Below are 26,185 nucleotides of genomic sequence, written 5' to 3' on the forward strand. Positions count from 1 at the left end.
TTAGTAACTCCATTTGCCGTCGCCAAAGGTCATAACATTTGACGAACCCGTGAGATTTGATGACGCACGGTAAATCTTGTCGCCGTTTGAACGCTCGCCGATAATAAAATCATATTCACCGCCGTGCTGAATAAACACATCATCGCCTGCTGTGACATTGCCTGAATAAAGCATCATCTTTGTCGCTTCGCTGTTCATATTCAGCTCAAACATTTTGAACTTATTTCCGTCAAGGTCGGCATAGAACATTCTGTTTTGGTCAACAACTACAGGCTTGCAAAGGCTGACTCCCTCAACCAATGTGACCGTTTTTTGTGAACCGTACTTTTGACGAATAATGTTGTACTTGCCATTCGGCTGTTTTTCGTAATAATACATAAAACCGCTTTCCATAGTCATAGAAGCAATCTCACCGTTTTTGCTGTCGGCTTTGAAATGTTCCTCATCACCGCCTGCCGAAAGTACGCAAAGATATTCCACATTTCCTGACATATCCTCGCTTGTAAAGAACACTCTGTCAAGCGAAATGCCAATCAAATTAACCTTGTCGCCATAACCCGAATAAAGCACCTTTGAAGTGAAATCCTGCGTGTTGACAGCGACAACCTCGTTGTTTGTCGATAGGCAGTAAGCCGTTGTGTCATAGATATATGCAAGTTTTACATTTTCGGCTACCTTGGCAAAATTTTTGCCGGTCATCGTGATTTTGTAAAGTGAATTTTCTCTGTCATTTATAAAATAGAAGTAGTCGCCTCTGATATTGAACGAGGACAACGCATCATTTGATTTATAAACACAAGCATAGCTTTCACTTTCGGGCAAAAATTTATAAATGCCTCTGCCGTCAACAATATGATAAACAATTCCGTTATTTTTTTCGACCTTGCCGCCGTTCAAAAGATTGCCTATCATTCCGCCTTTTTTGCTTGCTTGAAACTCAAAATCGGAGTGGTCAAGATAGGACACCTGCGACAAAGTTGTTTGCTCCGGAACCGTTACAGGCGGTTGAGTTGTGGTCGTAGTCGTTGTTCTGCCGATGATGTTTTCGTCAACAAAGTCCGCAACTTCCTTGTTTGGCAAAACTTCGCTGAAATAAAAATCGGTGAAGATGTATTTTACGGAAAGGAGTCCGCCCGCAATCAAAACAACAAGCACCGCAATAATCACAAGAAATGCCTTGCCGAATCCGCCTTTTTTCTTTCTTTTCTTTTTCTTTGTTCTTTTTCGTTCAACCTGCGGTTGAATATATGAATAATCGTTATTTTGCTTTTTCATTATCTGACTTGTCCGTCTCCGTAAATCAAATATTTTGTTGATGTAAGCTGTTCAAGTCCCATAGGACCTCTTGCGTGAAGCTTTTGAGTTGAAATGCCGATTTCCGCACCGAGTCCGAATTCTCCGCCGTCGGTAAATCTTGTTGATGCATTCACATAAACGGAAGATGAATCAATACACTTCAAAAACTTTTCGGCATTCTTCTTGTTCTCTGTTATAATAGCCTCGCTGTGACCCGTTGAATTTGCGTTAATGTGAGCAATTGCCTCATCAACGGTGTCAACGGTTTTTACGCTGATTATATAATCAAGGTATTCGGTTGCAAAATCCTCCTCGGTTGCAGGCACAACAAGTTCACAAGCCTTTTGTGCACGCTCGTCACCTCGAATTTCAACATCCTTTTCCTTGAGTTTTTTTGCAATAATCGGCAAAGCTTTGTCGATTATCTTGCTGTTGATAACAAGACTTTCGCAAGCATTACACACAGATATTCTCTGTGTTTTTGCATTGAATATTATATTTGCCGCCATATCAATGTTTGCACTTTCGTCAACATAGATATGACAATTGCCCGAACCTGTTTCGATTACAGGCACGGTTGAATTCTCAACAACAGCCTTGATAAGACCCTTACCGCCTCTCGGAATAAGGCAATCAAGGTATTCGTTCATATGCATCATATCTGTTGCCGACTGCCTTGAAGTGTCGCTGACAAGCTGAATAACATCCTGCGGAAAACCTGCCTTTGCAAGTGCCTCTCGCATAATATCGGCAAGTGCTGTGTTTGAATTGATAGCTTCCTTTCCGCCACGGAGAATGACAGCGTTTCCGCTTTTAAGACAAAGCGATGCCGCATCAACGGTAACATTCGGACGAGCTTCAAAGATTATGCCGATAACGCCCAACGGCACGGTGATTTTTTTAATATCAAGTCCATTGTCTTTTTTGTATTCGGAGAGCAATCTGCCACACGGGTCAGGCAAAGAAGCCACCTGACGAGCACCGTCTGCCATAGCCTTGATTCTGTCGGCATTGAGCATAAGGCGGTCAATGAGTCCGTCACCGAGTCCGTTTTTTCTGCCGTTTTCAATATCAAGCGCATTGGCAGAAACAATCTTTTCTGTATTTTCCTCAAGCATATCAGCAATTATGCCGAGAGCATTATTTTTTTGCTCGGTTGTGACCTGCGACATAAATGTAAGTGTTTGCTTTGCATTTTTGCCCTGTTCAAAAACTGTCATATCAAAACTCCTCCGTTCAATCGGAAAAATAAATCAGTTAGGTAAAAATCTTGTGCCGACACTTTCGCCGTCAAGCACATTGTAAATTTTCTTTGGTGTGACACCGTTCATAACAACAACAGGAATACCCGCATTGTTTGCGATTTTTGCAGCCTTTACCTTTGTTGCAAAACCGCCTGTTCCCTTTTCGCCTGCTCCGCCTGCAACAGCTTCAATCTCAGGTGTAATTTCTTTTACAACAGGAATAAGCTTTGCATCGGGATTTTCTGACGGGTTGCTGTCGTACAAACCATCTGTATCGGTGAGCATAACAAGCAAATCCGCATCAATAAGTTCTGCCACCGTTGCAGAAAGGCAATCGTTGTCGCCGTTCAAAAGTTCTTCGATTGACACGGAGTCGTTCTCGTTTACAACCGGAATAACGCCGTATTCGATAAGTTGATTGAATGTGTTTGTAAGGTGCATCTTGTTTTCCTTATTTTCAAGTGCATCATATGTAAAAAGAAGCTGTGAAACAACAACATCATATTCGCCGAAAAACTTGTCATAAAGGAACATAAGTTCACCCTGACCGACAGCGGCTGCCGCCTGTCTGCCCTTTATGCTTTGGGGCTTTTTATGCAAACCGAGACGAGCCGTGCCGATTCCGATTGCACCCGATGACACAAGAATAACCTCGTGCCCCATATTGTGCAGGTCTGCAAGCACAGAAACAAGTTCACCGATTTTTTGAATATTTGTTTTTCCGGTCTTATGAGTAAGAGTGGAAGTTCCGACCTTTACTACAATTCTCTTCTTTTGCATAATTTTTTTGCTCCAATATTATAATTCAGTTTAATATTATAGCACAGTAATATTTGCGTTGCAATTAAAAAGATGTATTTTTGGCTAAATTGTGTAAACAATAGAGGTGAAAAATGATAAAGGAGTATAGATATGACAAAAAGAAGCTATATCAGGATTGTATCCTACATCGGATTTATGCTGATAATCATCGTTGCGTCAAGTGTTTTGAGCGCATCAAATATGAAAGCGTACAAGACCGAGCTTGAGGTTTCGTATCAACAGAGCCTTGCGGAATTGAGCGAATGTCTTGACAAGGTGAACACGGATATTAACAAAAGTTTGATATCAAATTCAAACGGAGAAATCTATGATTTAAGCAGAGATTTATATGCACAGTGTTCAACGGCGAAAAATGCAATGAGCAGACTGCCAATCAACCAGATGGAACTAAGCAACGCATACAAATTTTTAAGCCAATGCAGTGACTACGCACAATATGTCGGCACAAAAATCGACAAGGGCGAGCAAATCACCCACGAGGAGCACGACAACCTGAAAGCATTGTTACGCTATGCGGAAAAATTCAACGAGCAGGCAAAAAATATGGTTGCGACAGTCAATTCGGGTGCTATGATTACCGACAATGAAGTGAAAAGTACAAGCAAAATCAATGTCACTCCGCTTGCAAACAGTTTCAGCACAGGGGCAGAAATTTTTGAAGATTTCCCCACCCTGCTGTATGACGGTCCTTTTTCCGACCAAGTGCTGAACAAATCTTCAAGGCTTGTAAAATCGGGAGAAGTGAAAACACGGGAAGAATGCAGACAAATCTTTGCAGACGCTCTCGGCATCGCCATCAAGAACGTATCATACGAAACGGATGACAAATCAAAAATTCCGTGCTACACCTTCAAATGCGGACGATACACGGGACTTGTCACCAAACAAGGCGGATATATAAAGGAAATTTTATATTCGGGCAGAATTCAAAGTTCCAACATCACAGCAGAAAATGCGTGCAATCTTGCCGTCAAAGCGCTTGAAAAAATAGGCTACGGCAATATGACGGTTTGCTACTACAATGTTGAAAACAACATTTGCACGGTCAACTGTGCTTACAAAAAAGACAACATCTGCTACTATCCCGATTTAATCAAGGTTGCAATTTCTATGGACGACGGCAAATTGATTGGAATTGACGCAAAAACATATTTGACAAATCACATCAACAGAGAGCCTAAAATCGCAAAATTATCAACAAATCAAGCGAAGAAAAAGCTTTCTCGATACCTTGAAGTGAAAAGCTCAAAAATGTGCGTTATCCCAAAGGAGAGCGGAAAAGAAGTTCAGTGCTACGAGTTCACCTGCAAAAGCAACGACACGGGCGAGGACACCCTTGTTTATATCAACTGCGACACGGGTGACGAGGAGGATATTATGATTCTTCTTAAATCCGCAAACGGAACTTTGGTCAAATAAATTTGAATAACACAAAATGATATGCAAATACTACCACTGAAAGGATGATACAAACTATGAAAAAGATAATCATTGTTGCACTTGCAATTATTATGTCGGCTATAATTTTTGTTGGATGTTCGAGCAAAAAGGACAACACACCAACCACACAAAAGCCGACAATCGCAACCACCAAGGAAACCACAACAAAGAAAGAAACCACAACAACCAAGGTTGAGGAAGATTTATCCAAAGCCGGAAACGATGTTTCTCGCCGTGCCAATAAGGTGGGCGACGACATCGGTGAGGGTGTTGACAAAATCGCAAACGGTGTCGGCGGAAGCGTTGACAAAGCAGGCGATGCGGTGAAAGATGCGTTAGATTAACGCATAACAATAGAAAAAAGGTGCTCATTAATCAAAATGAACACCTTTATTTTTTTGAATTATTTAGCCTTTAAGCTCGATTCCGTCATTCTTGAGTGACTCAATAATGCTGTCTGTTACCTCTTGAACTTCCTCTCTTGTAAGAGTTTTGTCAGAGTGAGAGAATACAATACGAGTTGTGATTGACTTTGTGCCGTCATTTTCGTCATCATAAATATCTGTTACATAAACATTCTTGATGAGTGGACTTCTTGTTTCAGCAATAGCCTTTGCGATAGGTGCAAATTTTTGTGAAACAAATGAAAGGTCAACCTCAATTTCAGGGAATTTTGACGGTTCAACATATTGGATTGAAGCGTTTTCGATATTTGCAAATGCTTCAACATCAACCTCGGCAAACACGATGGCAGCCTTTTTGTCAATCTTCTTTTGAACGGTTGGATGAACGATACCGATTTGACCGATTTCAACACCGTCACAGATAATTCTGTTTAGATTTCTTGGGTGTTGATAGTTTGATGTTGCCTCAATCGGTTCAAACGAAAGCGACTTGTGCTTAATATCGTCGGACATAACCTCCAAAATATCACGGAGCTTATAGAAAAGCACAGACACAGGAGCAACTTTGCTGAAAAGTGTGATAGCAAGTTTCTTCTTTTCTACACAAAGATTGTTTTCGTCAAGACCTGTAACGACTCTGCCGATTTCAAAAATACCAAAGCGAAGTGCAAATGAAGTGTTTTGCTTAACCTGGCAAAGCTGAGTAGGAATGATTGACTTACGGATTGTTTCGATATTAGGATTTGATGCACCCTCAAGCTTGATTTCACCCTCTACATCAATGCCGAGAGCCTTGAGTTCATCATAATAAGCCCAAACATATGAATGAAGCTCGTGGAGAGAAAACCTCTTTACAAGCAAATCCTTGATTCTGTCCTCAACTGTCTTTTCAACATCAGGGCGAACAGGATAAAGCGGAGCAAGGCAGGTGTGAATATCAAAGTTATCATAGCCGTAAATACGGGTAATTTCCTCGATAATATCAGCTTTCATTGTGACATCCTTTGTTGCTCTCCAAGACGGAACATCAACGGTGAATTCGTCATTGTAAACGCTTGCTGTGAAGCCGAGAGAAGTCAAAGTCTTAATGATAGTATCGTTTGAAATTTCAATGCCTGTGTACTTGTCAACAAAAGACTTGTTAAAGTTAAGTTCTACCTTTTCGTAATGATAAGCGTAATCATCGGTAAGAGCAGAAACAACTGTTGACTCTGCGTCATACTTTTGAAGAAGATTTACAAATCTTGCGATAGCTGTTACCGTCATTTCAGGGTCGAGGCACTTCTCATATCTCATAGAAGCATCTGTTCTGTGTGAAAGACGAACGGTTGACTTACGGATTGAAGCTGCGTCAAATGTTGCGGATTCAAGAGTGAGTGTTGTTGTGTCATCAACAATTTCGCTGTCAAGACCGCCCATAATACCTGCGATTGCAACAGGAGTGTTGTCGTTGCAAATCATAAGAGTATTTTCGTCAATATTTCTTTCGACTCCGTCAAGTGTTTGGAAAGTAAACGGCTTGTCGAAACGCTTAATTCTGATTTTTTCAACCTTACGGCTGTCAAATGCGTGCATAGGCTGACCCATTTCAAGCATAAGATAATTTGTAAGGTCTGCAAGGAAGTTGATGGCTCTCATTCCGCAATAATAAAGGCGGATACGCATATCAACAGGAGAAACCGAACGCTTGATGTTTTCAACCTGCAAGCAAGAATATCTTTGGCAAAGCGGGTCCTCAATCTTCATATCAACCTTTGAAAGATTATCGTACTTTGAAAGTTCAACGGTTTCAAGCGGTTTGAGTTTTCTGCCTGAAAGTGCGGCAAATTCTCTTGCGATGCCATAATGTCCCCAAAGATCAGGACGGTTTGTGAGCGACTTATTGTCTACCTCAAAAATAATATCGTCAATAGCATAAACATCTTTAAGGTCTGTACCGTTTGGAATGTCATCTGTAATTTCCATAATACCGCTGTTATCATCGGAAATTCCGATTTCCTTTTCAGAACAGCACATACCGTATGACATATAGCCTGCAAGCGGACGAGGAGCAATTTCAATCTCGCCAATCTTTGCACCGACCTTTGCAAATGCGGTTTTCATACCAACTCTGACATTAGGTGCACCGCAAACAACATCGGTGAGTTCTGCCTCACCTGCGTCAACCTTGAGCAAATGAAGTTTTTTTGAATCAGGGTGATTTTCCACAGACTTAATCTCTGCAACAACAACGCCCGACAAATCAGAACCTTTAAAGAAAATATCGTTTTCTACTTCTGCGGTAGAGAGTGAAAACTGATTGATAAGTTTAATCTTATCAAGTCCGGACAAATCAACAAAGTCCGAAATCCAATTCATAGATAAAAACATAATGTCACTCCCCTTTCTTATTCATCATCGGTGAACTGGCTCATAGCCTTGAGGCTGCCGCCGTTCAAATCACGAATATCTTTAATGCCGTATTTCATCATAACAAGTCTTGTAAGACCCAAACCGAACGCAAAGCCTGTGTATTCATCAGGGTCAATGCCACCCATACGGAGAACCTCAGGGTGAATCATTCCGCAAGGGCAAAGTTCGAGCCAACCGCTGTGCTTACAGCTTGGGCAGCCCTCACCGCCACAGATAAGACAGCTGATATCAAGTTCAAATCCCGGCTCAACGAACGGAAAGAAGCCCGGACGAAGTCTAACCTTAATGTCCTTTTGGAACACTTCCGAAAGCATAGTTTTCATAAAGTAAATAAGGTTTGAAATAGAAATATCCTTGCCGACCATCATACCTTCCATTTGGAAGAAAGTGTTTTCGTGGCAAGCGTCTGTTGCTTCGTTACGGAAGCATCTGCCAGGGAAAATAGCCTTGATAGGTGTGCCGTTATTGATAAGTTCGTCCCTATACTTTCTCAAAATAGCATTTTGTGCAGCTGAAGTCTGTGACTTCAAGAGCTGACCGTTTGTGAGATAATAAGTGTCCTGCATATCACGGGCAGGGTGATCCTTTGGCACATTAACGGATTCAAAGCACTCATAGTCGGTTACAACTTCAGGATAATCCTCAACCGTAAAGCCCATTGATTTGAATATCTGTTCACACTGACGCTGAACGATTGTTACAGGGTGATATGAACCTCTTGCCAAATTTGCAGGGAGAGAAAGGTCAAATTCAGGCATAAGCTCTATTTCCCTTTGAATCTCTCTTTCGTTCATTTCTGCGGTTTTTTCGGCAATTCTTTGAGCAACAACGCCTTTAAGTTCGTTTACTCTTTGACCGAAAGCCTTTTTGTCCTCAACTGAAAGTTCTTTCATTGCCTTGAGCAAATCGGTTACACTTCCCTTTTTGCCGAGATATGCAACACGAACATCCTCAAGTTCAGACAAATCCTTAATATTTTCAAGTTCTTTTTCAAACTTGGATCTTAAGTCTTTAATCTTTTGTTCCATTGATTTTCCTCCATAAAAAAATAAAAACGCCTCATAAATATGAGACGAAAAATTCCGTGGTACCACTCAAATTGCATACATAAAATATGCCACTCTTACCTTTATCGCAGGTGTACGCCCTACTTAGTTACTCGAAGGGTGCTCGCAGGCTGAAATTCAAACCCCCGCCGATATGCACTCACACCGACCGTGCACTCTCTTTCATCAAACGGACACTCTACTTACACCTGTTCATCGCATTAATTCTTTAATTGTTGCATAAATTATAAACCTTAAAGGCAATTAAGTCAAGTTTTTTCAAGATTTTGTATAAAATACTAAAAAAAGAGTTGAAATTATCATCAATAATGTATATAATATAGTTTGAATTAACATATACCAAAACTGCGGTATATAATACTTTAAGCGGAGGTGGATCAAAGTGAAAGATAAGACTATGACCTTTAGAATTGCGAATGACAACGAGGATGTTATGAAAGACACCCTTACTGCTGTTTATGACGCATTAAAGGAAAAGGGCTACAACCCGATTAACCAAATAGTCGGCTATATTTTATCCGAAGATCCGACATACATCACCACTCATAACAACGCAAGAAGCTTAATCCGTAAGATAGACAGAGATGAGCTTTTGGCAGAAATGGTAAAGTATTACCTCAGCTAATACAATATAAGGAGGGTTACCTTTGGCAGAAAAGTTTTTTGAATACAAAGGAAGACCTTTGGTTAGAAGCGGCAATACAATTTACTACGGAGATATGAACGATGCTTACGTTGTATGTCTTACAATTAAAAATGCCGAAGAATACAAAGACATCACTCTTGCAGGTGACATCACAATTCAGTTGCTTGCCACAGATGAAACATTGTCACCAAAGGACAGAATCGTTAAAAAGAGCGAAAAGAAGGGTCTTTTCACAGCCCTTGACCTCGGAGCTACTTGGCTTGAGCGTCAGCTCAAAAAAGATGCTTAATGCACACAAAGAACCGATTGTTTCGGTTCTTTTTTACTTTAAAAAGGAAATATTGTTATGAACATTCAAAAAAGATTGCTTGAATTAAGCGACGAAAAGAATGCCGATTTTTCGGCAAAACTGACACCCGGTATTGACAGAGGAAAATTTTTAGGCGTGCGAATTCCTGCTTCAAGAAAACTTGCAAAAGAAATCATCAAAAGAAACGAACAAAAAGATTTTTTGAACAGTTTGCCACACAAATACTATGACGAGAACATTCTGCACTCAATTTTGATCAGCGAAATAAAAGACTATAACGAGTGCATAAAATACATTGACGAATTTTTGCCGTATGTTGACAACTGGGCGGTTTGCGACACAATGTCGCCAAAGGCTTTTAAAAGCGAACACAAAAAATTAATGAGTGACATTCTACGATGGGTGAACAGCGACCAAGCCTATACCATCCGTTTTGGACTGAAAATCCTAATGGCTCATTTTTTGGATAATGATTTCAAAAAGGAATATCTCGAAATCCCCGCAAGAATAAAAAGTGACGAATACTATATTAATATGATGATTGCGTGGTTCTTTGCAACAGCACTTGCAAAGCAATGGGACAACACAATAGTGTATATCGAAAACGGCGTGCTTGACAAATGGGTGCACAACAAAACCATTCAAAAAGCACGGGAAAGTTATCGCATAACAGCCGAACAAAAAGAGTATTTGAAATCGCTGAAAAAGTGATGTTGACAACAACAAGTTAAAAATATAAAATGAAAATATAAAATATACGGAGGCTGTGCAAAATGGCTGAAAAAGTAAAAGAAAAGAAAAAGCATAAGGGGTTGAAAGTTTTGGGTGTTATTATACTAATCATTGCATTGATAGTCGGCATCGGTTTTGGCGTTATATACTACCTTACAAAGCCTGTTGACGACACAAGCGACAAGGCAATTAATGTCGGCGGTATGCTTTTGTCACAAGACATCGACTACAAAGAGGCTTCAACAGACGGACTTGAAAACGATCTCATTGTAAAGATTATGCAGGTTTCGTGGAAATTCTGTGACAAGTCGGACAAAAAAAGAATGGCAACACAAACACCGCCCGAAAATGTTGTTAAGGTTAAAGACATACCATACATTGATGACGGCAACCCGTACCACAAATTTGATGTATTCTATCCTGAGGGCGAAATTGCCAAAGAGGGTTTGCCTGTTATCATCGACATTCACGGCGGAGGCTGGATGTATGCCACAAAGGACCTCAACGAATACTACTGTATGGAACTTGCAAAAAAGGGCTATTGCGTGTTCAGCATAAGCTACCGTCTTGTGCCCGATGTTACCGTAAACGAGCAAATCAAGGACTGCACAGACGCACTTGCATTCATCAGAGCGAATATGAAAGACTATCCTGCTAACAAAAAGACTGTTATGCTCACAGGCGACAGCGCAGGCGGACAACTCGCACTCTACAGCACAATCCTCAACAACAACCCTGACGCAAGAGAGATTTTCGGCACAGTCGAAACAAATCTCAACATCAAATGCTTGTTGCTCACCTCACCTGTTACATATGCAAAATCGGGCGGATGGTTCAGCATTTACACAAAAAAGATGTGGGGCAAGGATTACGAAACCAAGAGCACCTACAATTATATGGATTTAAACGAAATTATGGAACTTGCAAACGATATGCCGCCAACATATTTCATCACAAGTTCGGGCGACACTCTTGCACACGACCAAACAGTGAACGCATACAACTATTTTGTTGAAAAAGGCTACGAGTGCGAAATTGAGGATTTCACCGATTTAAGAGAGGGTAAAAAACTGCCACATGTTTTCAGCGTGCTCGACCCCTTTGACGAATACGGTCAAAAAGCAATCGACAACGCCCTCGACTATTACCAAAAATCATTGTTAAAATAGCACAAAAAATAAGACTGTTTAACTTTATTTGTTAAGCAGTCTTGTTTTTTATTGCATATTTAAAAATATCTTTTAAATAATCTGTTACACCATTTGCAGATTGAATTGTGGCAATCATCAACTCATCGGTGTCAATTTCGGAAAAATCAATATCATAACCATTTTTATTTATTAATTGAGTTAAGAAAACCCTTTGAGTTCTGCCGTTACCCTCTCTAAACGGATGAATCATATTTGTAACACAATAGAAATCAACAAAATCATCAATAAAATCATCAAAATTTAAGCCTTGAAACAGATTTTTATCATTCAATCTTTTAAAGCAATTTGACATAAGCTTTTCAACATTTTCAGCCTCTGCAAAAATTGTGCCTTTTTTGCTCATATCAACAGTTCTGTATTCCCCTGCCCAATTATAAATGTCGCCGAACAGATATCTATGAATATTTTTATAATGTTGAACATCAAAACTGTCAAAAAGCGGATTAAGTAAATACTCTGTTATTTTATTCAAAGTAATTGTAGTTTCAAGTTCTTTAAGTATAACTTCATCTTTAATATCAAATTTATTTATAAGGCAAGAAGTTCCCTCGTAACAATCGCTTTGCAAAGTATCAATACTATATGACATTACATTTTTACTCCCTTTAAAGCCATTGCAAGTTTGATATATTCATCCATAGTAATTTCGTTATTTATTTTTCTGACACAAAGCTCTTTTAAATCATCAGAAACGGTCATTCCCTCCATTTCTAACGAAGCAGTTGCATTTTTTATAGCTGTATCAACAGACATAACATCAACCTCCTATCAGATTAATATTATTATACATTAACACAAAAAAATATTCAAGTCGTATTAATAAAGACTGCTTCGTTTCAAGCAAAGCAGTCTTGTTTTTTAATCTCTTGATTCGATTACGAGTTTGCGGTCGTCGCCGTCAACCAATTTGATATTAGGTGTGATGCGAACCTTGCCGATGTTTTTGTAGAAAACAGACACCTTATCTTTTTCGCAAACCACCGAGAAAACAAGGCGGGTGCAATCATTCTTTTTATATTCAAAGCTCTTGCCGTCATCATCAAAGAACGAACTTTGGAAAAAGCCGGTTTCTTGCGGATAAACTGTGAATACAAGTTTTTGTTCGCTTTCAAATCCGTACTTGCCCTCATCGGTTGGGAACACGCAACCGCTACGAACAAAATAAGGCATTTTTGAGGTTGGCGGAATGTGGAGGCTGACATTTTGACCACCCTTGTAGAGTTTGCTTCCGAGATACCAATCATCACCCTGAGGAAGATAGGCAGAAATATTTTCTATTCCCTCATCAAGCACGCAGGTTGCAAGCACATCTCTGCCGACCAAGAACGATTCGCAATCCTCCTCAATATCCTCGTCATCATAATAAAGAAACAGCGGTGCATTCATCGGTTCATCATACGAAACGCTGTTATATGCCGAGCTGTAAAGATAAGGAATAAGTTGCTTGCGCTGTGCAAAAATATCCCTAACCGAACCGATAACATCCTCATAGTCCCAAGGCATAACTGCCTCCATATCCTCTGTATCGTGGCAGCGAACAGTAAATCTTGGTTCAAAGAGTCCGTGTTGAAGCCAACGGAGGAACAGTTCATTTGACGGCATATCGCCAACAAATCCGCCCAAATCGTGACCATAGAAAAACATACCCGACATTGAAAGAGTAAGCCCGATATAGTGGCAATAATACAAATCATGGAACGAAGTCATATTATCGCCCGACCAAGTTTGTGCCATTCTTCTGACAGCGATATTTCCGCTTCGAGTAGAAACAAACGGACGAAGTTGTGGGTATTTTTTCTTCTGCGCTTCATAAGAAGCCTTGACCATAAGATAAGTTAAATTCGGTCTGACATCTCTTGCTTTGATTTTGCCGAAGCCGAATCCGTTAACGGTAGCTCCCGAGTCCTTAATATCAAACTCGTTATTATCATTCCAAGTGGCAACGACGCCGTTATCAAGCAACTTTTCGGTCACTTGGGCACACCAAAAATCATAGGCATCTTTATTTGTAAAATCAAGATACGAACCGAGTCCGTCCCAAAGTTGGGTCACAAACGGAGTGCCGTCATCATTCTTGACAAAAAATCCCCTGTCCGCAATCGAATCATACATAGGATGAGTAAGGAGAAACGCAGGCTTAATGTTTGGAATAAAGTGAATGTCTTTTTCCTCAAGGCTGTTAACAAATTTTGCAGGGTCGGAGAATTTTTCCGTATTCCAATTGAACACGCAACCCTTATCCCCGATTGACGAATACAAACCCGAACACGAAAGGTCGTATTTTTTCAGGCTATCGACAAAGCCTTGCATTTTTTCATCTGTATTTTCGGCATAGGCATATTCTGTTGCAGATGCACAAAAATCGAAGCTCCATTTTGGCGGAAATGCCTGTTTTCCGCACAATCTTGCAAACGAACGCAAAATCTCTAATTTTGAGCCGAAAATGACATAATAAACTATGCAGTTATCCTCTGTTTTAAAGAACTTATACGGCTGATAATAATTGTTGATTTCAACACCAAAATCCATATAGCAGGCGGCACTTGTATCGTAAAACACGCCGTAATCGCCAACGCTGTTTTCGCAAATATAAAACGGAATATGTTTGTACAAAGGGTCGGAAGTTTCGGCATCGTATCCCATTGCGTCGGTGGCTTCAATCCTGAAACTTCTGCCCGATTTGTCCATAAATCCGCTTTTATCGCCAAGTCCGAATATTTTTTCATCTTCTTCTCTTGAAATATAATGATAGTATCCCCTGCCGAATTCGTTTTCAAGATTATACGAAAGAGGTCGTCTGTCCTCAAAAAGCACCTCGCCGTCATCAATGAACGAAAGGAGGAAATTGTGAAAATCAACATCAATTTCTATGCCTGAACCCAATGTGATTTTTTCACCGTTAACAGTTTCCTCCACCTTTGGTGTGTCAAAGTGGAAACCCTCTGTGTCAAGTCTGTTTCGTGCAGGAGAATTAGGCTGACCGTACGGATTTATGCAAAAAGTAGGCAAAATATCCTCGCCGTGACGGTAAATTGCAACTCTGACAATATTTTCTTCAACAAAGTCAAGTCTTGCATTTACATCATCACAGGCATACAGTCTGTAATTATTTGTGTATTCCACCAAATCAAAATTATGATTAAATTTCATAAAATCTACTCCGTTGTAAATAAGTATTCGTGTTTTGATTATCTCATTTTTCGTCAGCGGTCAAAGGCTGTCAACATATGTATTTATATCGTAATCCTCAAATTCCGTTGTTTTGCAAAGATAGAGAGGATGGTGCGGATGCCCGTTCTTGAGAAGTTTGCCTGCGTGCACCCATTTTGCATTATATCTTTCGCCGATTTCAATCATTTCCCTGACGCAAGATTTGAGATAGCCTCGTTCATTTACTATGCTTCCCCACGCAGCCCAAACAGTTGCATTTTTTGAATGAGAAAGCACATATTCAAACGCTTTCATATTTTCATTATGTAAAAAAGTATTAACCTCGGCATCCATATCCTTTGGTCTTGTCGCCCTTTGAGCATAAACATTGAACATAACAAAACTATCGTAGCCGTTGAAATGTGCCAAACGCTCAACAGATTTCAGGGTATTGTCAAGATTTTCAGGTTCTGCCGTTGATGGATTTATGCCAATACATATAACAGGTTTTTCGCCCCTTGTTCCGAGCAAATAACGATAATCACGATATTCTCCGGGAACGTATATCCACTTGTTTGAATCAAAACCTGTTGCTGTCAACGACTCATTATAATCTTCATCAAATGTCTTTATCTCAATAAAATGAGAATCATCGGTTGGAATATGCATTTTCTCACTCTTTTCGTGTTAGCGGCACAGCGCCGTCCACTTTGGTATTTTTTGCTTATTATATTATTATACTATTGTATAAAAGCATATGTCAACGCACCAAAATGAACAAATTGTAAAAATATTATGTTTTTCGATTTTTAATCAACATTCAAAAAGTGACGTAAGTAATACACTCACGTCACACAACTATTCTTTATCAATATTATTTTCTGTCAGGTGTTCTTTTAAAATATAAATCGGCCTGTTTTTAACCTGTTCATAAACCTTAGACATATACTCACCCAAAATTCCAAGGCTCATAAGCTGTAAACCGCCAAGGAACAAAACAAGCACAACGATGGACGCATAACCCGGAACATCAACTCCGTAAACAAGTCGTTTGATGATTACCAAAATGAGATAAATCACCGACACAAAAGCCGAGAAAAATCCGACATATGCCGACAATTTAAGCGGAAATGACGAAAACGAAATTATGCCCTCAATTGCATACCTAAACAACTTAAAGAAATTCCACTTTGAAGCGCCGTTTTCCCTTACCTGCACTTCGTACGGAATGAATTTTGTATTGAATCCGACGAAGCCGAATATTCCCTTGGAAAAACGGTGATATTCACCCATAGCGACAACGGCATTAATCATTTTTCTGTTCATCAATCTAAAATCCGATGCGCCGTTTACAAAATCCACTTCGGACATACGATTTATCATTTTATAAAACGAAGATTTGAAAGCGGACATCACCCTATTTTCCTTGCGTTCCGCCTGATACGCAGTGACGCAATCAACAGTATTGTCCTCTTTAATGACATTCATCATCTCAACAACGACTTCGGGTCTTTGCTGCAAATCGGCGTCAATTATGCACGCAAAATCGCCTCTTGCATTTTTCAGACCTGCATAAATGGCAGCCTCTTTGCCGAAATTTCGGCTGAACGACAAAACCTGAACCCTTTGTCCGTCCTTGTCAAAAAGGCTGTGCAATCGTTCAAGTGTTTTATCCGAACTTCCGTCATCAACAAAAACAAACTCATATTCATCAATATTATTCTCAAAAGCCGTAACAGTTAGAGAATAAAGCTTTTCCACATTATCTTCCTCGTTGAAGCAAGGAACAACCAAAGATAACAAAATAACACCACCTTATAATTATCAATTATATTTGTATTATCAAAAAATGTCAACACAAAAGGGCTGTAAGGTTAAATATACCCACAGCCCATCGTTATTAATATGGTCTATTAAATTAATTTTATTCCTGACCGTCCCAACAATATGTGCAAAGTTTTTCTTTATCAATGCCGACAGCAGAAATCATATCGTCAAGTCTATGATAACGAAGTGATGTAAAGTGAAGTTGTTTGCAAATTACATCAATCATATTTTGATACTTTTCGCTGTCAGGGTCAACATACTCCTTGATGAGTTCGTCATCAGGTTCTCTGCCCTCAAGTTCGGTGATGACACGCCTTGTGATAAGGTCCATATCGGAAGTTGAACGAGAGAAGTTGAGATACTTGCATCCATAGAAAAGAGGAGGACACGCAGGTCTGATATGTACTTCCTTTGCACCCGATTCAAAAAGATACTCGGTTGTTTCACGAAGCTGTGTGCCACGAACGATTGAGTCGTCAATAAGAAGCAAGCTCTTGTCCTTAATCAAATCAGGAATAGGGATAAGTTTCATCTTTGCGATGAGATTACGCTTTGTTTGGTTTGGCGGCATAAACGAACGAGGCCAAGTCGGTGTGTACTTGATGAACGGGCGAGAGTAAGGAATACCCGTTTCGTTTGAATATCCGATTGCATGAGCGATACCGCTGTCAGGAACACCCGCAACAACATCGGGATGAACATTATCTCTTTTTGCGAGTGCCTTACCGCATTTGTAACGCATTTCTTCAACGCTTATGCCCTCATACGAAGCTGACGGATAGCCGTAGTAAATCCAAAGGAATGTGCATATACGCATTTTTTTGCCGGGTTGGATAAGAGTTTTTACACCGTTTTCATCCATAAACACAACTTCACCCGGACCGAGCTCCTTATAATTCTTATATCCCAAATTGAGATAAGCAAAGCTCTCGAAAGATGCACAATAGCCGTCCTCTTTTTCGCCGATTGAAATAGGAGTTCTGCCGAGCATATCTCTTGCGGCATAAATCCCCTTTGGCGTGAGTGCAAGGATAGAAATCGAGCCATCAACGGATTCCTGTGCATATCTGATGCCGTCAATAAAATTCTCTTTTTGGTTAATCAAAGCGGCAACCAATTCGGTTTGGTTGATTTCGCCGTTGTGCATTTCAAAAAAGTGAGTGTTATTTTTGATAATGTCATCAACAAGACTGTCGATATTATTAATCTTACCCACGGTAGCAACCGCAAATGTGCCATGATGTGAACGCACAAGAATAGGCTGTGCCTCAAAATCACTGATACAACCGATACCCATCTGACCGTGCATAGAATTTGATTCTTTTGTAAACTTCGTTCTGAAAGGAGCATTTTCAATATTATGAATTGCCTTGTCGAAGCCTGTTTCTCTGTCGTAAACTGCCATACCCGCACGGCGAGTGCCGAGGTGAGAATGATAGTCTACGCCGAAAAAGAGGTCAAACACGCAATCGTCTTTTGAAACTGCACCGAAAAATCCGCCCATAGTTTTACCTTACAGAGTTGTTCTCTGCTTTCCTCTCTCTAATTTGTCGCAAATATTATAACAAATCACGGGAGCAAAAACAACCATATAGGGATATTATTTTACAAATTTTTTCAGTCTGTTTGTAAGAACAGCGGCGAGTGCTATTTTTATCGCATCGGGAATCAAGAACGGAATAACGCACCAGCCGAGAATTGTTGCAAGTGAAGCAGGCTCATTTGTTTTTGCATAAACAACGGCAAACCACGCTGTGCCAAAAGCATAGCAAACAAGAATACCCACAACCATTGACAAAATAAGCGCCCACAATTTGTTTGTTTTGTCAGAAACAATGCCAACAATAAGCGCTGTGAAAATAAAGCCGATTATGTATCCGCCCGTTGAACCGAGAAGAACGCCGAATCCGCTCTTAAATCCTGAAAAAACAGGAACACCGATTGCACCGATGAGGATATAAAGGAGGGTTGAGAGTGTTCCCCTCTTTGCACCGAACAAACCTGAAATGAGCACCACGCCCATTGTTTGCAATGTAATCGGAACTGTGAGCGGAATTGAAATCCACGAGCAAACCGCAATAATTGCCGCAGAAAGGCCGATATAAACCATATCGGTTATTTTTGAATTAGTTTTCTTTTTTACTTCTGTCTGTGCCATAGCCACATACCTCGATATATTATTTTTGACTTTCGCCAAATTGATTTATATTTTAACACATAATTCCCGATTGTCAACCTAAAATTTAAAACAGGTTTACAATCGGGAACATTCAGAAAACAATTCTATTAAATTTTACACGATTATATATGCTTTTTAATTTCTTGATTTATCATCTCTCGATTTTCAAGAAGCCACGAAGCATTGTGAGGATATTCGGAAAAAGTGATAGGCTCGTCTGTGCCGTTTTCCATAAGTTTTACAACAGCGTCCTTGCCGATTTTTTCTTCCAAAAGTTGAAGCGCACGCATATCCTGCAAGCCGTCATAAAAGACATTCAATCGAAGTGAATTAAGAGGTTTCAAGTTTTCACCCGGATACACAATGAACGAATCGCCCGAAGCAAAAGCCTTGCCGGCATCTGTGATCTTGTACGGGTCAATAGCTTTCTTTGAAAGTCGGGTATAGTAGAAATTATATCCCCAATGGAGAAATCCCTTTATGCCGTACTTATAAAGCTGGTAGCCGATAATTCTGTTTCTAACGGAAGCGTTTGAGAAAAATCTATTTGAAACATTTTTGCAAGACTGCGCACTGCAATAATAAGTCCAAAGGTCATCAAACTTGCCGATGAAATTATTGATGAAATCGGTTGCAGGAATCGGATAACGAATATTGCAAATCTTGGCAAGCGGATATGATGACATAGCATCCATAATTCTATACTCGCCAAAAAGGTCATATGTAATTTTACTTGCCTTTTTATATGACAAAAGATAGCCAAACGGCGGTTCATCCGAAATGTGAATAAACACATTTTTTTCGAGTTTTTCCTCTTTCAAAAAGCCTTTGAGTGCTGTTGCAAATTGGCTCAAAAACTGCTTGTATTTATTTGACGAAGCCCTTGTTTCCCAGCCGAAAATCTTTACTTCCTTGCCGTTTTCCTCTGCCACAATTTTCGGTGCGTGCTTTGCACCCCATTGTGTGAACAAATGCGAAATTTCAAAATATTCAATTCCGCATTCCTTTGAAATATCTATCCATTTTTTAAGCAAAGAAAGGTCGAAAGCATATTTATTTTTGCCTTGCTTGAACACCTTAACAAGCTGAACAGTCGGTCGCTCCTTGCCGATTTCAGTATCCAAAGGCGGAGTGAAAACAGGAGTTAAAACGCAGTTCATACCATAATCCGACGCCTTGGTGAGATAATTGCGAAGCGCCTCCCAATATTCATCGGAAAACGCTTCAAAATTGTAATAAGTCATCAAGCAATCAGTATGAATCCAGTTGGTATAAATCAAAGTTTGCTTTGGCAAAAGTGCGTCTATAACTTCAACCGACACTTCGGACTTACATTCTGCATCATCGGTTTTCAATGTGATTGAAATCTTATGTTCACCTACAGGCAAAACATCATCTTTTGCAGGTGAAATTTCAATCCAAAACGCATAAGCACCGTCTGTTTCAAAAGTGCAACCGCCGTCAACGGGATAAAGCAAATCAGGATACAAGCCTGCTTCTTTTTTGATGTAATAATCATCTGCGTTTTTCATTACAGGAAAATCACTTTGAATATTTTTGACAACCGAAACATTCAAAAAGTCATCAATCGGCGACTCAACGCTGATTGCAACACGCTCATTTTTTGTCAATTTAAACGCAATCTGAAACGACTTCTTTTCATTTTTCAGCATTGAAAACTGCTTCAATTCTACAAGGTTATCTATTGACGAATCAACAAAAACCTTTTCAAGAGATGAAACCACTTTAGCATCACTAATCATTTTAACACTCCAATTAGATTTGTATATTTTATATATTATATAGGAAAACGAGAGTTATGTAAAGTCATAGTCGATTACTATATAAATATACAAAATTAAAAATCTGAATTATTAAAACAATAACAGGCAGTTAGAAAATCCTAACTGCCTCAGACTGTCGATAAAGCTCCTGAACCACGCCAAAAGATAACTCATTTGCCTCCACTTGAAGCAAGGGGAGGTAGCAACACGAAGTGTTGACGGTGGGGTTTTAAAAATGCCGTAGGTATCGAACCTACAGCATTTTTGGCGTTTTTCGTTTTTTGCTCAGTCGAGGTACCATCGTACATCTTCCTTCGCAAGAAAACGAAATTCAGAAGCTTTCTCAACAGCCTCAAATATTTTTATACCTGCTGTCTGTTAACAATGTTGATTTGATTTGAATATACCGTTACGAGGTTGTTTTCAGCATCGTAATATGAAATATAGCCTCTTGCAGCCCAATTATAAGTTGATGAAAAATTACGCATATTTGCAATGCAAATTCCATTTGATTCGCCAACATTAAACTTGGCTGCCATCATTTTATTGTTGATAAACAAGGTGAAGTTTGTCGGATCAAAACCTTCTGCATTTTTATAATAAAACAAAATTCCCAACGATTCCACATTGCAGTTTTCCGGAATTCCCACGCCCATTATAAACGAGCCTGTTTGTTTGTTATCATCATAATTATAATGCAATTCAAGTGTCAGAACACCTTTTTCGGCAACAGGAGGAGTCGGAAGTTCTATTCCGTCCTTGTCGTATTCTGCAACAATAGAAACATCTTCACCGGCTTGCAATTTTGCAAGAACTTCCGCTTCATCGAACACCCATCTGCCGTTGATATATCCATATCTGTACGGCACTTCGGGAACAAGCTCTGCGATTGATGTCACACTCTGCCATTCATCAACCGTCTTTGTTACAGTCGATTTCACCCAATTTGTGTATGTTGTGAAAGTGAGTGTTGCAGAATTATTCTTAACAAAAACAGCCTTTAAATCCGTGTTTGCAACGATTTTGAAAGTATACTTGCTGTCCTTGCTAAAATACAAATTGTTTACAGTATCATACCAACCAACGAACTTGTAGCCGTCATTCGGAACAGCTGTCAAAGTTACTGTTGTGCCTGATAAGACAGAGGTTTTGCTTTGAACATTTGAATTGTTATCATATTCAACGGTAAATGTTCCGTTCGGTGCGGTTATGCTCAAATTGAGATACGGTTTCAAGTCATACATACTTTCCAACAAACTTGTTGTGAGTGAATCAACTTCTTGTTGGGTGAGGTTTGACAAATCATCAGGGAAACTTTCAAGCTTATTCAACAATGCAGTATAGGTATCATCTGAATAATCGTTCCTTGCATACTCTGAAATCATTGTTTTCAAATAATCCAGCGCATCTGTATCAACTGAGAAATGAAGTGTAATATTATTTGTCGAAACCCAAGTTTTGAAATCATTTGAAACATTATCATTCCACTGCTTTTCGTTGCCCAAATAATACAAATCTTTTAGCGACTTGCAATTTGCAAACGCATTTTTACCGATAGTCTTGATACCTTTTGGAATTGTTACGCTAACCAATCTTGTGCAATAGGTAAACGCATAATTTTCAATATTTGTAACACTTTTTGGAACGACTACATTTGTCAAATTGACACAAGAAGCAAAAGTTGTCGGTTCAATGCTCGTCAAACTATCGGAAAGGGTAGCGCTTGTTAACGCATTACAATTATAAAAAGCATTTTCCCCAAGCGAAGTAACGGTATTCGGTAACGAAATACTTATCAAAGATTTACATTCGGAAAACGCAGATTTTCCAATGGTATTCAGACTGTTAGGCAACTCAATGTTCTTTAATACTTTGCAATATCCGAAAGAGTAATTCCCGATTTGTGTTACATTGTCGCCCATTGTAACATCTGCCAAATTCACACAGTTGTAAAACGCATAACTGCCGATGCTTGTTACACTACTGCCGATTACAGCACTTTTCAACATCGAGCAGTTATCAAACGCTCTTACGCCGATACTCGTCACTCTGTCAGGAATTGTTATGTTCAACAAACCCTTGCAATTTTCGAATATATAATCGCCCAAAGTTGTCACGCTGTTTGGAATATCAACGCTCGATAAACTTGAACAACCTTTAAAAGCACTTTTACCGATTCGTGTTACGCTATCGGGGATAGCTACCTCTGTTAAGCTACTGCAACCGCTGAACAACTCGTTACCGATTGTTGTTATGCCCGTGCCTATTTTAACAGTTTTTATATCCGCATTTTTATAAAAAGGACTGTTGTTACTATAAGAATAGTCGTTTATTTCGCCCGAACCAGAAAAAGTGAGCACACCGTTTGTTTTATCAAATGAATATGTCACATCCGCACCGCACTTGCCGTTCGACACACTCGCACTTGCTGAAAAACTAAAGCCAAACACAATGGATAAAACCATAGCAAATGAAATAAATACGCTGATAAACTTTTTCATAATACCCTCCTAAATTAGAATTATAATTTTTTACATATTAGCAAACAATGCAAATCAAGTCAACAGATTTGATGAGTAAAGCACAAAAGGAAAGCCACCCAAATTGGGTGGCTTCATTTTGTGTCTTTGTACAGCATATTTGATACAATGTGACCACCTGTCCAAAAATGTGACCCTGCACTTGAAAATGTGACCACTTGTATATTACTTTTTGTGTGAGTTTTAATTAGCTGAATTTTCCAATATAAGATGTAATTATTACATATTTTATTTAACTTAATGATTTAAAATCTTCGCTTTCAACCCATTTTTTACATTCATTTGCTCTAACAGCATTAAATGGATGAGTTTGATTAACTAATACTAAAAATTCTAATGTTTTATCCCATTTTGATGAATTTATCATTTCTAAATAATCATCTGCTTGTTTCATAAATAAATCTTTACTTGCAGTAAGATTTAGATCTTTATCATATCCTGCAAAACGCATGCACATTTCAATTATGTTTTTGTCTGTTCCATCATACAATGCCGCTGCTCTATCCGCAGATAATTCACTACATCTCTCCCAATGATACAAAGCAACTTGCAAAGGGAGTGATAATACTCCTCCTAATCCAAAATAACTTGCTACAGAATTAGCACCACTAATAAGTAAATTAGCGATAGTTGTATATAAAGTATGATGACAAGCAATATGACCACACTCATGAGCAATAACAGTCGGTAATAATTCCATAGGCATAGTTTCTAACAATCCAGATGTAATAACAATAAACGGTTTTGTATCTCCATAAGTATAAGCATTTGGCACAACATCAAGTTCAAGATATATTTCAGGAATATCAATACCTAGTTTTTCACAAATCGGAGGTAACATATTATATATTTCGGGCATTTGATTTTCATCAATTCTTATATTACTCGAAAGATTAAGAATTCTATATTCCTTTTCATTAAATACTTTAATGAAATTTTTCATTATCGTAGCAAATCCAGGAATAGCTTTTAATGCTTTCATAGCTTTTCTATCCTATTCATGTATGTAAGGTGTATTATAAAATTCATCTTTTTTCTTTTCATCATTGTCTTTTTCGCCATTTTCATCATTTGATTCATTCAATTTGAAACCACAATTGGGACAAAAGTTTGAATCATTTGAAATTTCGGAATTGCAAGCTGGGCAATTCTGTTTACTTTTCTTAACAGTATTTATAGCTCCTTGTTTAATGTTTTCTAAATTTTCTTTTGAAAAAAGTGCCATTATAACTCCTCCATCTATAAAATCAACTAATAGTTCTATTATAAAGTATTAAATAGCTTTTTTCAAGAAATAAATATAAGATATCTGTATATTTTCACATAGAACATTAAATTTTCACGGAGTGTAAAAATTAGTTAATTATACTCTAAAAGCTAATATAAAAACAGTGTTTGTTGATAAGACAAAACATCAACAAACGCTGAAAAGCCTTTATTTACAAGGTTTTAGGCAAAAAAGTAGGACACTAAAAATTGTATCATTTTTAGTGTCCTATGGTGGTTGCGGGGACAAGACTCGAACTTGCGACCTCCGGGTTATGAGCCCGACGAGCTACCAACTGCTCTACCCCGCGATATTTAGTTGTGCACTGCATTGCCTCAATGCGTATTAATATTATAGCAGATAATCTACGAATGTCAAGAGGTTTTTTGCACTTTTTGAAAAAGAATAAAAAAGTGCATAAAAAACAAAGAACGGGTAGCCTAAGTGTCCTCTTAAACTACCCATCTTCGCTGTTTAATAAAAACAATTTCGTGTGTTGTGAAGTTGCTGAAAGACACAACACAAGGCGCTATTACCATCACGCCGACCACTAATAGTGGTTACATATATACTACATCAATGATTTTTTATTGTCAAGAAATTTTAGAAAAATTTTTCAATTCCGTAAATTTGACCAAAAACAAAATAAAAATATGTAATTTCTTACAAAAAACAACACATTTTGCAGATTATGGATAATTTACAAAGCCTGTAAATTATGATAGAATAATATCATACAATATTTCCGAGGTAATGAATATGAATATTTTGATTGTTCCCGATTCATACAAAGGCACTTTAACCTCTGTTGAAGTTGCCGAAACAATTAAATCCGTGATTGAAAAATCATCAGACTGTAAAGTTATCGCCTTGCCATTTGCAGACGGCGGCGAAGGCTTTTCTGACGCTATAGAAAGCATTTGTAATGGCAAAAAGCTTTACACAAAATGTCACGATGTTTACGGCAAGGAAATTGACGGATACATAACCGTTTTTGGCAAAAACGCTGTGGTTGAATGTGCTGTGGCAAGCGGACTGCAAAAACGCAAAAATGTGATGCAAAGCACAAGCTACGGAACAGGCGAACTCATCCGTTTTGCAGTTAAAAACGGCTACAACAACATCATCCTCGGACTTGGCGGAACAGGTTGTTGTGACGGCGGTATCGGTGCACTTTCCGCACTTGGAGTCAAGCTATATGACGAAAATCAAAACATTATGAAAATGCCGAAAAGCAATGATATGAATTATATCTTTGGCATAAGCACGAAGGATAAAGTAAAAGACATTAACTTTACATTTGCGTGTGATGTTGAAAATGAATTTTACGGCAAAAACGGAGCGGCATATGTTTTTGCTCCGCAAAAAGGCGCACGAAAAACCGATGTTGAAGAACTTGACGCAGGACTTCAAAGGCTCAACGCATTTTTCAAAACCGATGTAAGCAAGGTCAAGGGTGCAGGCGCTGCCGGCGGAATCTGTGGCGGTTTATATTCTATTTTCGGCGGAGAAATCAAATCGGGATTTGACATTTTGAGCGAATACAGCAACCTTGAAGAAAAAATCGCAAACGCTGACATTGTGATAAGCGGTGAGGGCAAAACCGATGAGCAAACCCTGATGGGAAAATTGCCGTACAAAATCAGCGAATTATGTAAAAAGCACAGCAAGAAATGTGTTGTTATCAGCGGAAGTGCGGACAATGTGAAAATCGGCGACTTATTGCTCACCCTTGTTGACGAAAACACCACGCTTGATGAGGCACTCGCACACCCTGCCGAAGTGCTTGCCAAAAAAGTAGAAAATAATCTTGAAATCATACTGAAATAATTATATAATATTATAACTAAATTA

The 26,185-nt window shown here is 38.9% G+C and carries 23 protein-coding genes, 1 tRNA gene and 1 other annotated feature; of the genes, 7 read left to right on the plus strand and 17 right to left on the minus strand.

The features are described from left to right. From Q0E03_RS05405 to proB, 3 genes are read right to left on the minus strand one after another with little or no spacing between them, the layout of a single operon-like run. Entirely contained in the window at positions 1 to 1,275 is a 1,275-nt protein-coding gene (locus Q0E03_RS05405; RefSeq protein ID WP_297130128.1) for a DUF5050 domain-containing protein, read from the minus strand. Further along, positions 1,275 to 2,516 (minus strand): glutamate-5-semialdehyde dehydrogenase, encoded by a 1,242-nt coding sequence (locus tag Q0E03_RS05410; RefSeq protein WP_297130131.1) that lies wholly within the window; start codon positions 2,514 to 2,516, stop codon positions 1,275 to 1,277. The genes Q0E03_RS05405 and Q0E03_RS05410 overlap by 1 nt, the downstream gene beginning before the upstream one ends. A gap of 33 nt (positions 2,517 to 2,549) precedes the next feature. After that, complete coding sequence (gene proB / locus Q0E03_RS05415) at positions 2,550 to 3,320, minus strand: glutamate 5-kinase (protein WP_294836938.1); 771 nt, start codon at positions 3,318 to 3,320, stop codon at positions 2,550 to 2,552. Between the two features lie 132 nt (positions 3,321 to 3,452). On the opposite strand from proB, the gene Q0E03_RS05420 reads away from it, so the two are divergent. Continuing rightward, positions 3,453 to 4,781, plus strand: a complete 1,329-nt coding sequence (locus Q0E03_RS05420; RefSeq protein WP_297130134.1) for a PepSY1/2 domain-containing protein — start codon at positions 3,453 to 3,455, stop codon at positions 4,779 to 4,781. Between the two features lie 56 nt (positions 4,782 to 4,837). Further along, positions 4,838 to 5,146, plus strand: coding sequence for a hypothetical protein (locus tag Q0E03_RS05425; protein ID WP_297130137.1), 309 nt, complete (start codon positions 4,838 to 4,840; stop codon positions 5,144 to 5,146). A gap of 63 nt (positions 5,147 to 5,209) precedes the next feature. Here the strand turns inward: Q0E03_RS05425 and pheT are convergent, their stop codons facing one another. Both pheT and pheS read right to left on the minus strand, forming a co-directional pair. Next, complete coding sequence (gene pheT, locus Q0E03_RS05430) at positions 5,210 to 7,576, minus strand: phenylalanine--tRNA ligase subunit beta (protein ID WP_297130140.1); 2,367 nt, start codon at positions 7,574 to 7,576, stop codon at positions 5,210 to 5,212. Positions 7,577 to 7,593: 17 nt separating this feature from the next. Continuing rightward, positions 7,594 to 8,646: a phenylalanine--tRNA ligase subunit alpha gene (gene pheS, locus Q0E03_RS05435; RefSeq protein WP_297130143.1), complete on the minus strand. Its 1,053-nt coding sequence runs from the start codon at positions 8,644 to 8,646 to the stop codon at positions 7,594 to 7,596. A gap of 37 nt (positions 8,647 to 8,683) precedes the next feature. Beyond that, positions 8,684 to 8,890 (minus strand) — a binding site (T-box leader). A gap of 177 nt (positions 8,891 to 9,067) precedes the next feature. On the opposite strand from pheS, the gene Q0E03_RS05440 reads away from it, so the two are divergent. The 4 genes from Q0E03_RS05440 (at position 9,068) to Q0E03_RS05455 (ending at position 11,542) form a co-directional block, all read left to right on the plus strand. Beyond that, entirely contained in the window at positions 9,068 to 9,310 is a 243-nt protein-coding gene (locus tag Q0E03_RS05440) for an IreB family regulatory phosphoprotein (protein WP_078768893.1), read from the plus strand. 22 nt (positions 9,311 to 9,332) lie between these two features. Beyond that, positions 9,333 to 9,620, plus strand: a complete 288-nt coding sequence (locus Q0E03_RS05445) for a hypothetical protein (RefSeq protein WP_294836929.1) — start codon at positions 9,333 to 9,335, stop codon at positions 9,618 to 9,620. Between the two features lie 57 nt (positions 9,621 to 9,677). After that, entirely contained in the window at positions 9,678 to 10,352 is a 675-nt protein-coding gene (locus Q0E03_RS05450; RefSeq protein WP_297130146.1) for a DNA alkylation repair protein, read from the plus strand. A 62-nt stretch (positions 10,353 to 10,414) separates the two neighbouring features. After that, the gene (locus Q0E03_RS05455; protein WP_297130149.1) at positions 10,415 to 11,542 is read left to right on the plus strand and encodes an alpha/beta hydrolase; all 1,128 of its coding nucleotides are present in this window, start codon (positions 10,415 to 10,417) and stop codon (positions 11,540 to 11,542) included. Between the two features lie 31 nt (positions 11,543 to 11,573). On the opposite strand, the gene Q0E03_RS05460 is transcribed toward Q0E03_RS05455, so the two are convergent. From Q0E03_RS05460 to Q0E03_RS05515, 12 genes are all read right to left on the minus strand, one after another. After that, the gene (locus Q0E03_RS05460; RefSeq protein WP_297130152.1) at positions 11,574 to 12,173 is read right to left on the minus strand and encodes a Fic family protein; all 600 of its coding nucleotides are present in this window, start codon (positions 12,171 to 12,173) and stop codon (positions 11,574 to 11,576) included. Next, positions 12,173 to 12,337 carry a hypothetical protein gene (locus Q0E03_RS05465; protein WP_297130155.1) on the minus strand — a complete coding sequence of 55 codons (165 nt, stop codon included), beginning with the start codon at positions 12,335 to 12,337 and terminating at the stop codon, positions 12,173 to 12,175. Before Q0E03_RS05465 ends, Q0E03_RS05460 begins: the two co-directional genes overlap by 1 nt. 105 nt (positions 12,338 to 12,442) lie before the next feature. Continuing rightward, positions 12,443 to 14,734, minus strand: coding sequence for a TIM-barrel domain-containing protein (locus Q0E03_RS05470; RefSeq protein ID WP_297130157.1), 2,292 nt, complete (start codon positions 14,732 to 14,734; stop codon positions 12,443 to 12,445). Positions 14,735 to 14,794: 60 nt separating this feature from the next. Continuing rightward, positions 14,795 to 15,403: a DUF1643 domain-containing protein gene (locus Q0E03_RS05475; RefSeq protein WP_297130160.1), complete on the minus strand. Its 609-nt coding sequence runs from the start codon at positions 15,401 to 15,403 to the stop codon at positions 14,795 to 14,797. A 189-nt stretch (positions 15,404 to 15,592) separates the two neighbouring features. After that, positions 15,593 to 16,537: a glycosyltransferase family 2 protein gene (locus Q0E03_RS05480; RefSeq protein WP_297130163.1), complete on the minus strand. Its 945-nt coding sequence runs from the start codon at positions 16,535 to 16,537 to the stop codon at positions 15,593 to 15,595. A 121-nt stretch (positions 16,538 to 16,658) separates the two neighbouring features. Continuing rightward, complete coding sequence (locus tag Q0E03_RS05485; protein ID WP_297130166.1) at positions 16,659 to 18,065, minus strand: amidophosphoribosyltransferase; 1,407 nt, start codon at positions 18,063 to 18,065, stop codon at positions 16,659 to 16,661. Positions 18,066 to 18,161: 96 nt separating this feature from the next. Beyond that, positions 18,162 to 18,719 carry a biotin transporter BioY gene (locus Q0E03_RS05490; RefSeq protein WP_273338419.1) on the minus strand — a complete coding sequence of 186 codons (558 nt, stop codon included), beginning with the start codon at positions 18,717 to 18,719 and terminating at the stop codon, positions 18,162 to 18,164. Positions 18,720 to 18,862: 143 nt separating this feature from the next. Then, the gene (locus Q0E03_RS05495) at positions 18,863 to 20,503 is read right to left on the minus strand and encodes a DUF4091 domain-containing protein (protein ID WP_297130170.1); all 1,641 of its coding nucleotides are present in this window, start codon (positions 20,501 to 20,503) and stop codon (positions 18,863 to 18,865) included. Positions 20,504 to 20,886: 383 nt separating this feature from the next. Then, positions 20,887 to 23,025, minus strand: coding sequence for a leucine-rich repeat protein (locus Q0E03_RS05500; protein WP_297130173.1), 2,139 nt, complete (start codon positions 23,023 to 23,025; stop codon positions 20,887 to 20,889). Positions 23,026 to 23,296: 271 nt separating this feature from the next. Next, a complete protein-coding gene (locus tag Q0E03_RS05505; protein WP_297130175.1) occupies positions 23,297 to 24,046 on the minus strand; it encodes a M48 family metallopeptidase in 750 nt (249 codons plus the stop codon). Between the two features lie 12 nt (positions 24,047 to 24,058). Then, positions 24,059 to 24,289 carry a zinc ribbon domain-containing protein gene (locus Q0E03_RS05510; protein ID WP_297130176.1) on the minus strand — a complete coding sequence of 77 codons (231 nt, stop codon included), beginning with the start codon at positions 24,287 to 24,289 and terminating at the stop codon, positions 24,059 to 24,061. Between the two features lie 276 nt (positions 24,290 to 24,565). Beyond that, positions 24,566 to 24,641 (minus strand) — tRNA-Met (locus Q0E03_RS05515). Positions 24,642 to 25,090: 449 nt separating this feature from the next. On the opposite strand from Q0E03_RS05515, the gene Q0E03_RS05520 reads away from it, so the two are divergent. Further along, positions 25,091 to 26,161 (plus strand): glycerate kinase, encoded by a 1,071-nt coding sequence (locus tag Q0E03_RS05520; protein WP_297130179.1) that lies wholly within the window; start codon positions 25,091 to 25,093, stop codon positions 26,159 to 26,161. The last annotated feature ends 24 nt before the right edge of the window (positions 26,162 to 26,185 follow it).

The sequence above is a fragment of the uncultured Eubacterium sp. genome (genome assembly GCF_934525195.1).
In the GTDB taxonomy this organism is placed as follows: Bacteria; Bacillota; Clostridia; order Oscillospirales; family Acutalibacteraceae; genus Eubacterium_R.

Coding starts and splice junctions, on each gene's coding strand:
- Q0E03_RS05500 (WP_297130173.1), bottom strand. CDS start 23,025: ATGAAAAAGTTTATCAGCGTATTTATTTCATTTGCTATGGTTTTATCC.
- Q0E03_RS05495 (WP_297130170.1), bottom strand. CDS start 20,503: ATGATTAGTGATGCTAAAGTGGTTTCATCTCTTGAAAAGGTTTTTGTT.
- Q0E03_RS05490 (WP_273338419.1), bottom strand. CDS start 18,719: ATGGCACAGACAGAAGTAAAAAAGAAAACTAATTCAAAAATAACCGAT.
- Q0E03_RS05485 (WP_297130166.1), bottom strand. CDS start 18,065: ATGGGCGGATTTTTCGGTGCAGTTTCAAAAGACGATTGCGTGTTTGAC.
- Q0E03_RS05425 (WP_297130137.1), top strand. CDS start 4,838: ATGAAAAAGATAATCATTGTTGCACTTGCAATTATTATGTCGGCTATA.
- Q0E03_RS05520 (WP_297130179.1), top strand. CDS start 25,091: ATGAATATTTTGATTGTTCCCGATTCATACAAAGGCACTTTAACCTCT.
- proB (WP_294836938.1), bottom strand. CDS start 3,320: ATGCAAAAGAAGAGAATTGTAGTAAAGGTCGGAACTTCCACTCTTACT.
- Q0E03_RS05510 (WP_297130176.1), bottom strand. CDS start 24,289: ATGGCACTTTTTTCAAAAGAAAATTTAGAAAACATTAAACAAGGAGCT.
- Q0E03_RS05420 (WP_297130134.1), top strand. CDS start 3,453: ATGACAAAAAGAAGCTATATCAGGATTGTATCCTACATCGGATTTATG.
- pheS (WP_297130143.1), bottom strand. CDS start 8,646: ATGGAACAAAAGATTAAAGACTTAAGATCCAAGTTTGAAAAAGAACTT.
- Q0E03_RS05455 (WP_297130149.1), top strand. CDS start 10,415: ATGGCTGAAAAAGTAAAAGAAAAGAAAAAGCATAAGGGGTTGAAAGTT.
- Q0E03_RS05475 (WP_297130160.1), bottom strand. CDS start 15,403: ATGCATATTCCAACCGATGATTCTCATTTTATTGAGATAAAGACATTT.
- pheT (WP_297130140.1), bottom strand. CDS start 7,576: ATGTTTTTATCTATGAATTGGATTTCGGACTTTGTTGATTTGTCCGGA.
- Q0E03_RS05450 (WP_297130146.1), top strand. CDS start 9,678: ATGAACATTCAAAAAAGATTGCTTGAATTAAGCGACGAAAAGAATGCC.
- Q0E03_RS05460 (WP_297130152.1), bottom strand. CDS start 12,173: ATGTCATATAGTATTGATACTTTGCAAAGCGATTGTTACGAGGGAACT.
- Q0E03_RS05410 (WP_297130131.1), bottom strand. CDS start 2,516: ATGACAGTTTTTGAACAGGGCAAAAATGCAAAGCAAACACTTACATTT.
- Q0E03_RS05505 (WP_297130175.1), bottom strand. CDS start 24,046: ATGAAAGCATTAAAAGCTATTCCTGGATTTGCTACGATAATGAAAAAT.
- Q0E03_RS05470 (WP_297130157.1), bottom strand. CDS start 14,734: ATGAAATTTAATCATAATTTTGATTTGGTGGAATACACAAATAATTAC.
- Q0E03_RS05465 (WP_297130155.1), bottom strand. CDS start 12,337: ATGTCTGTTGATACAGCTATAAAAAATGCAACTGCTTCGTTAGAAATG.
- Q0E03_RS05405 (WP_297130128.1), bottom strand. CDS start 1,275: ATGAAAAAGCAAAATAACGATTATTCATATATTCAACCGCAGGTTGAA.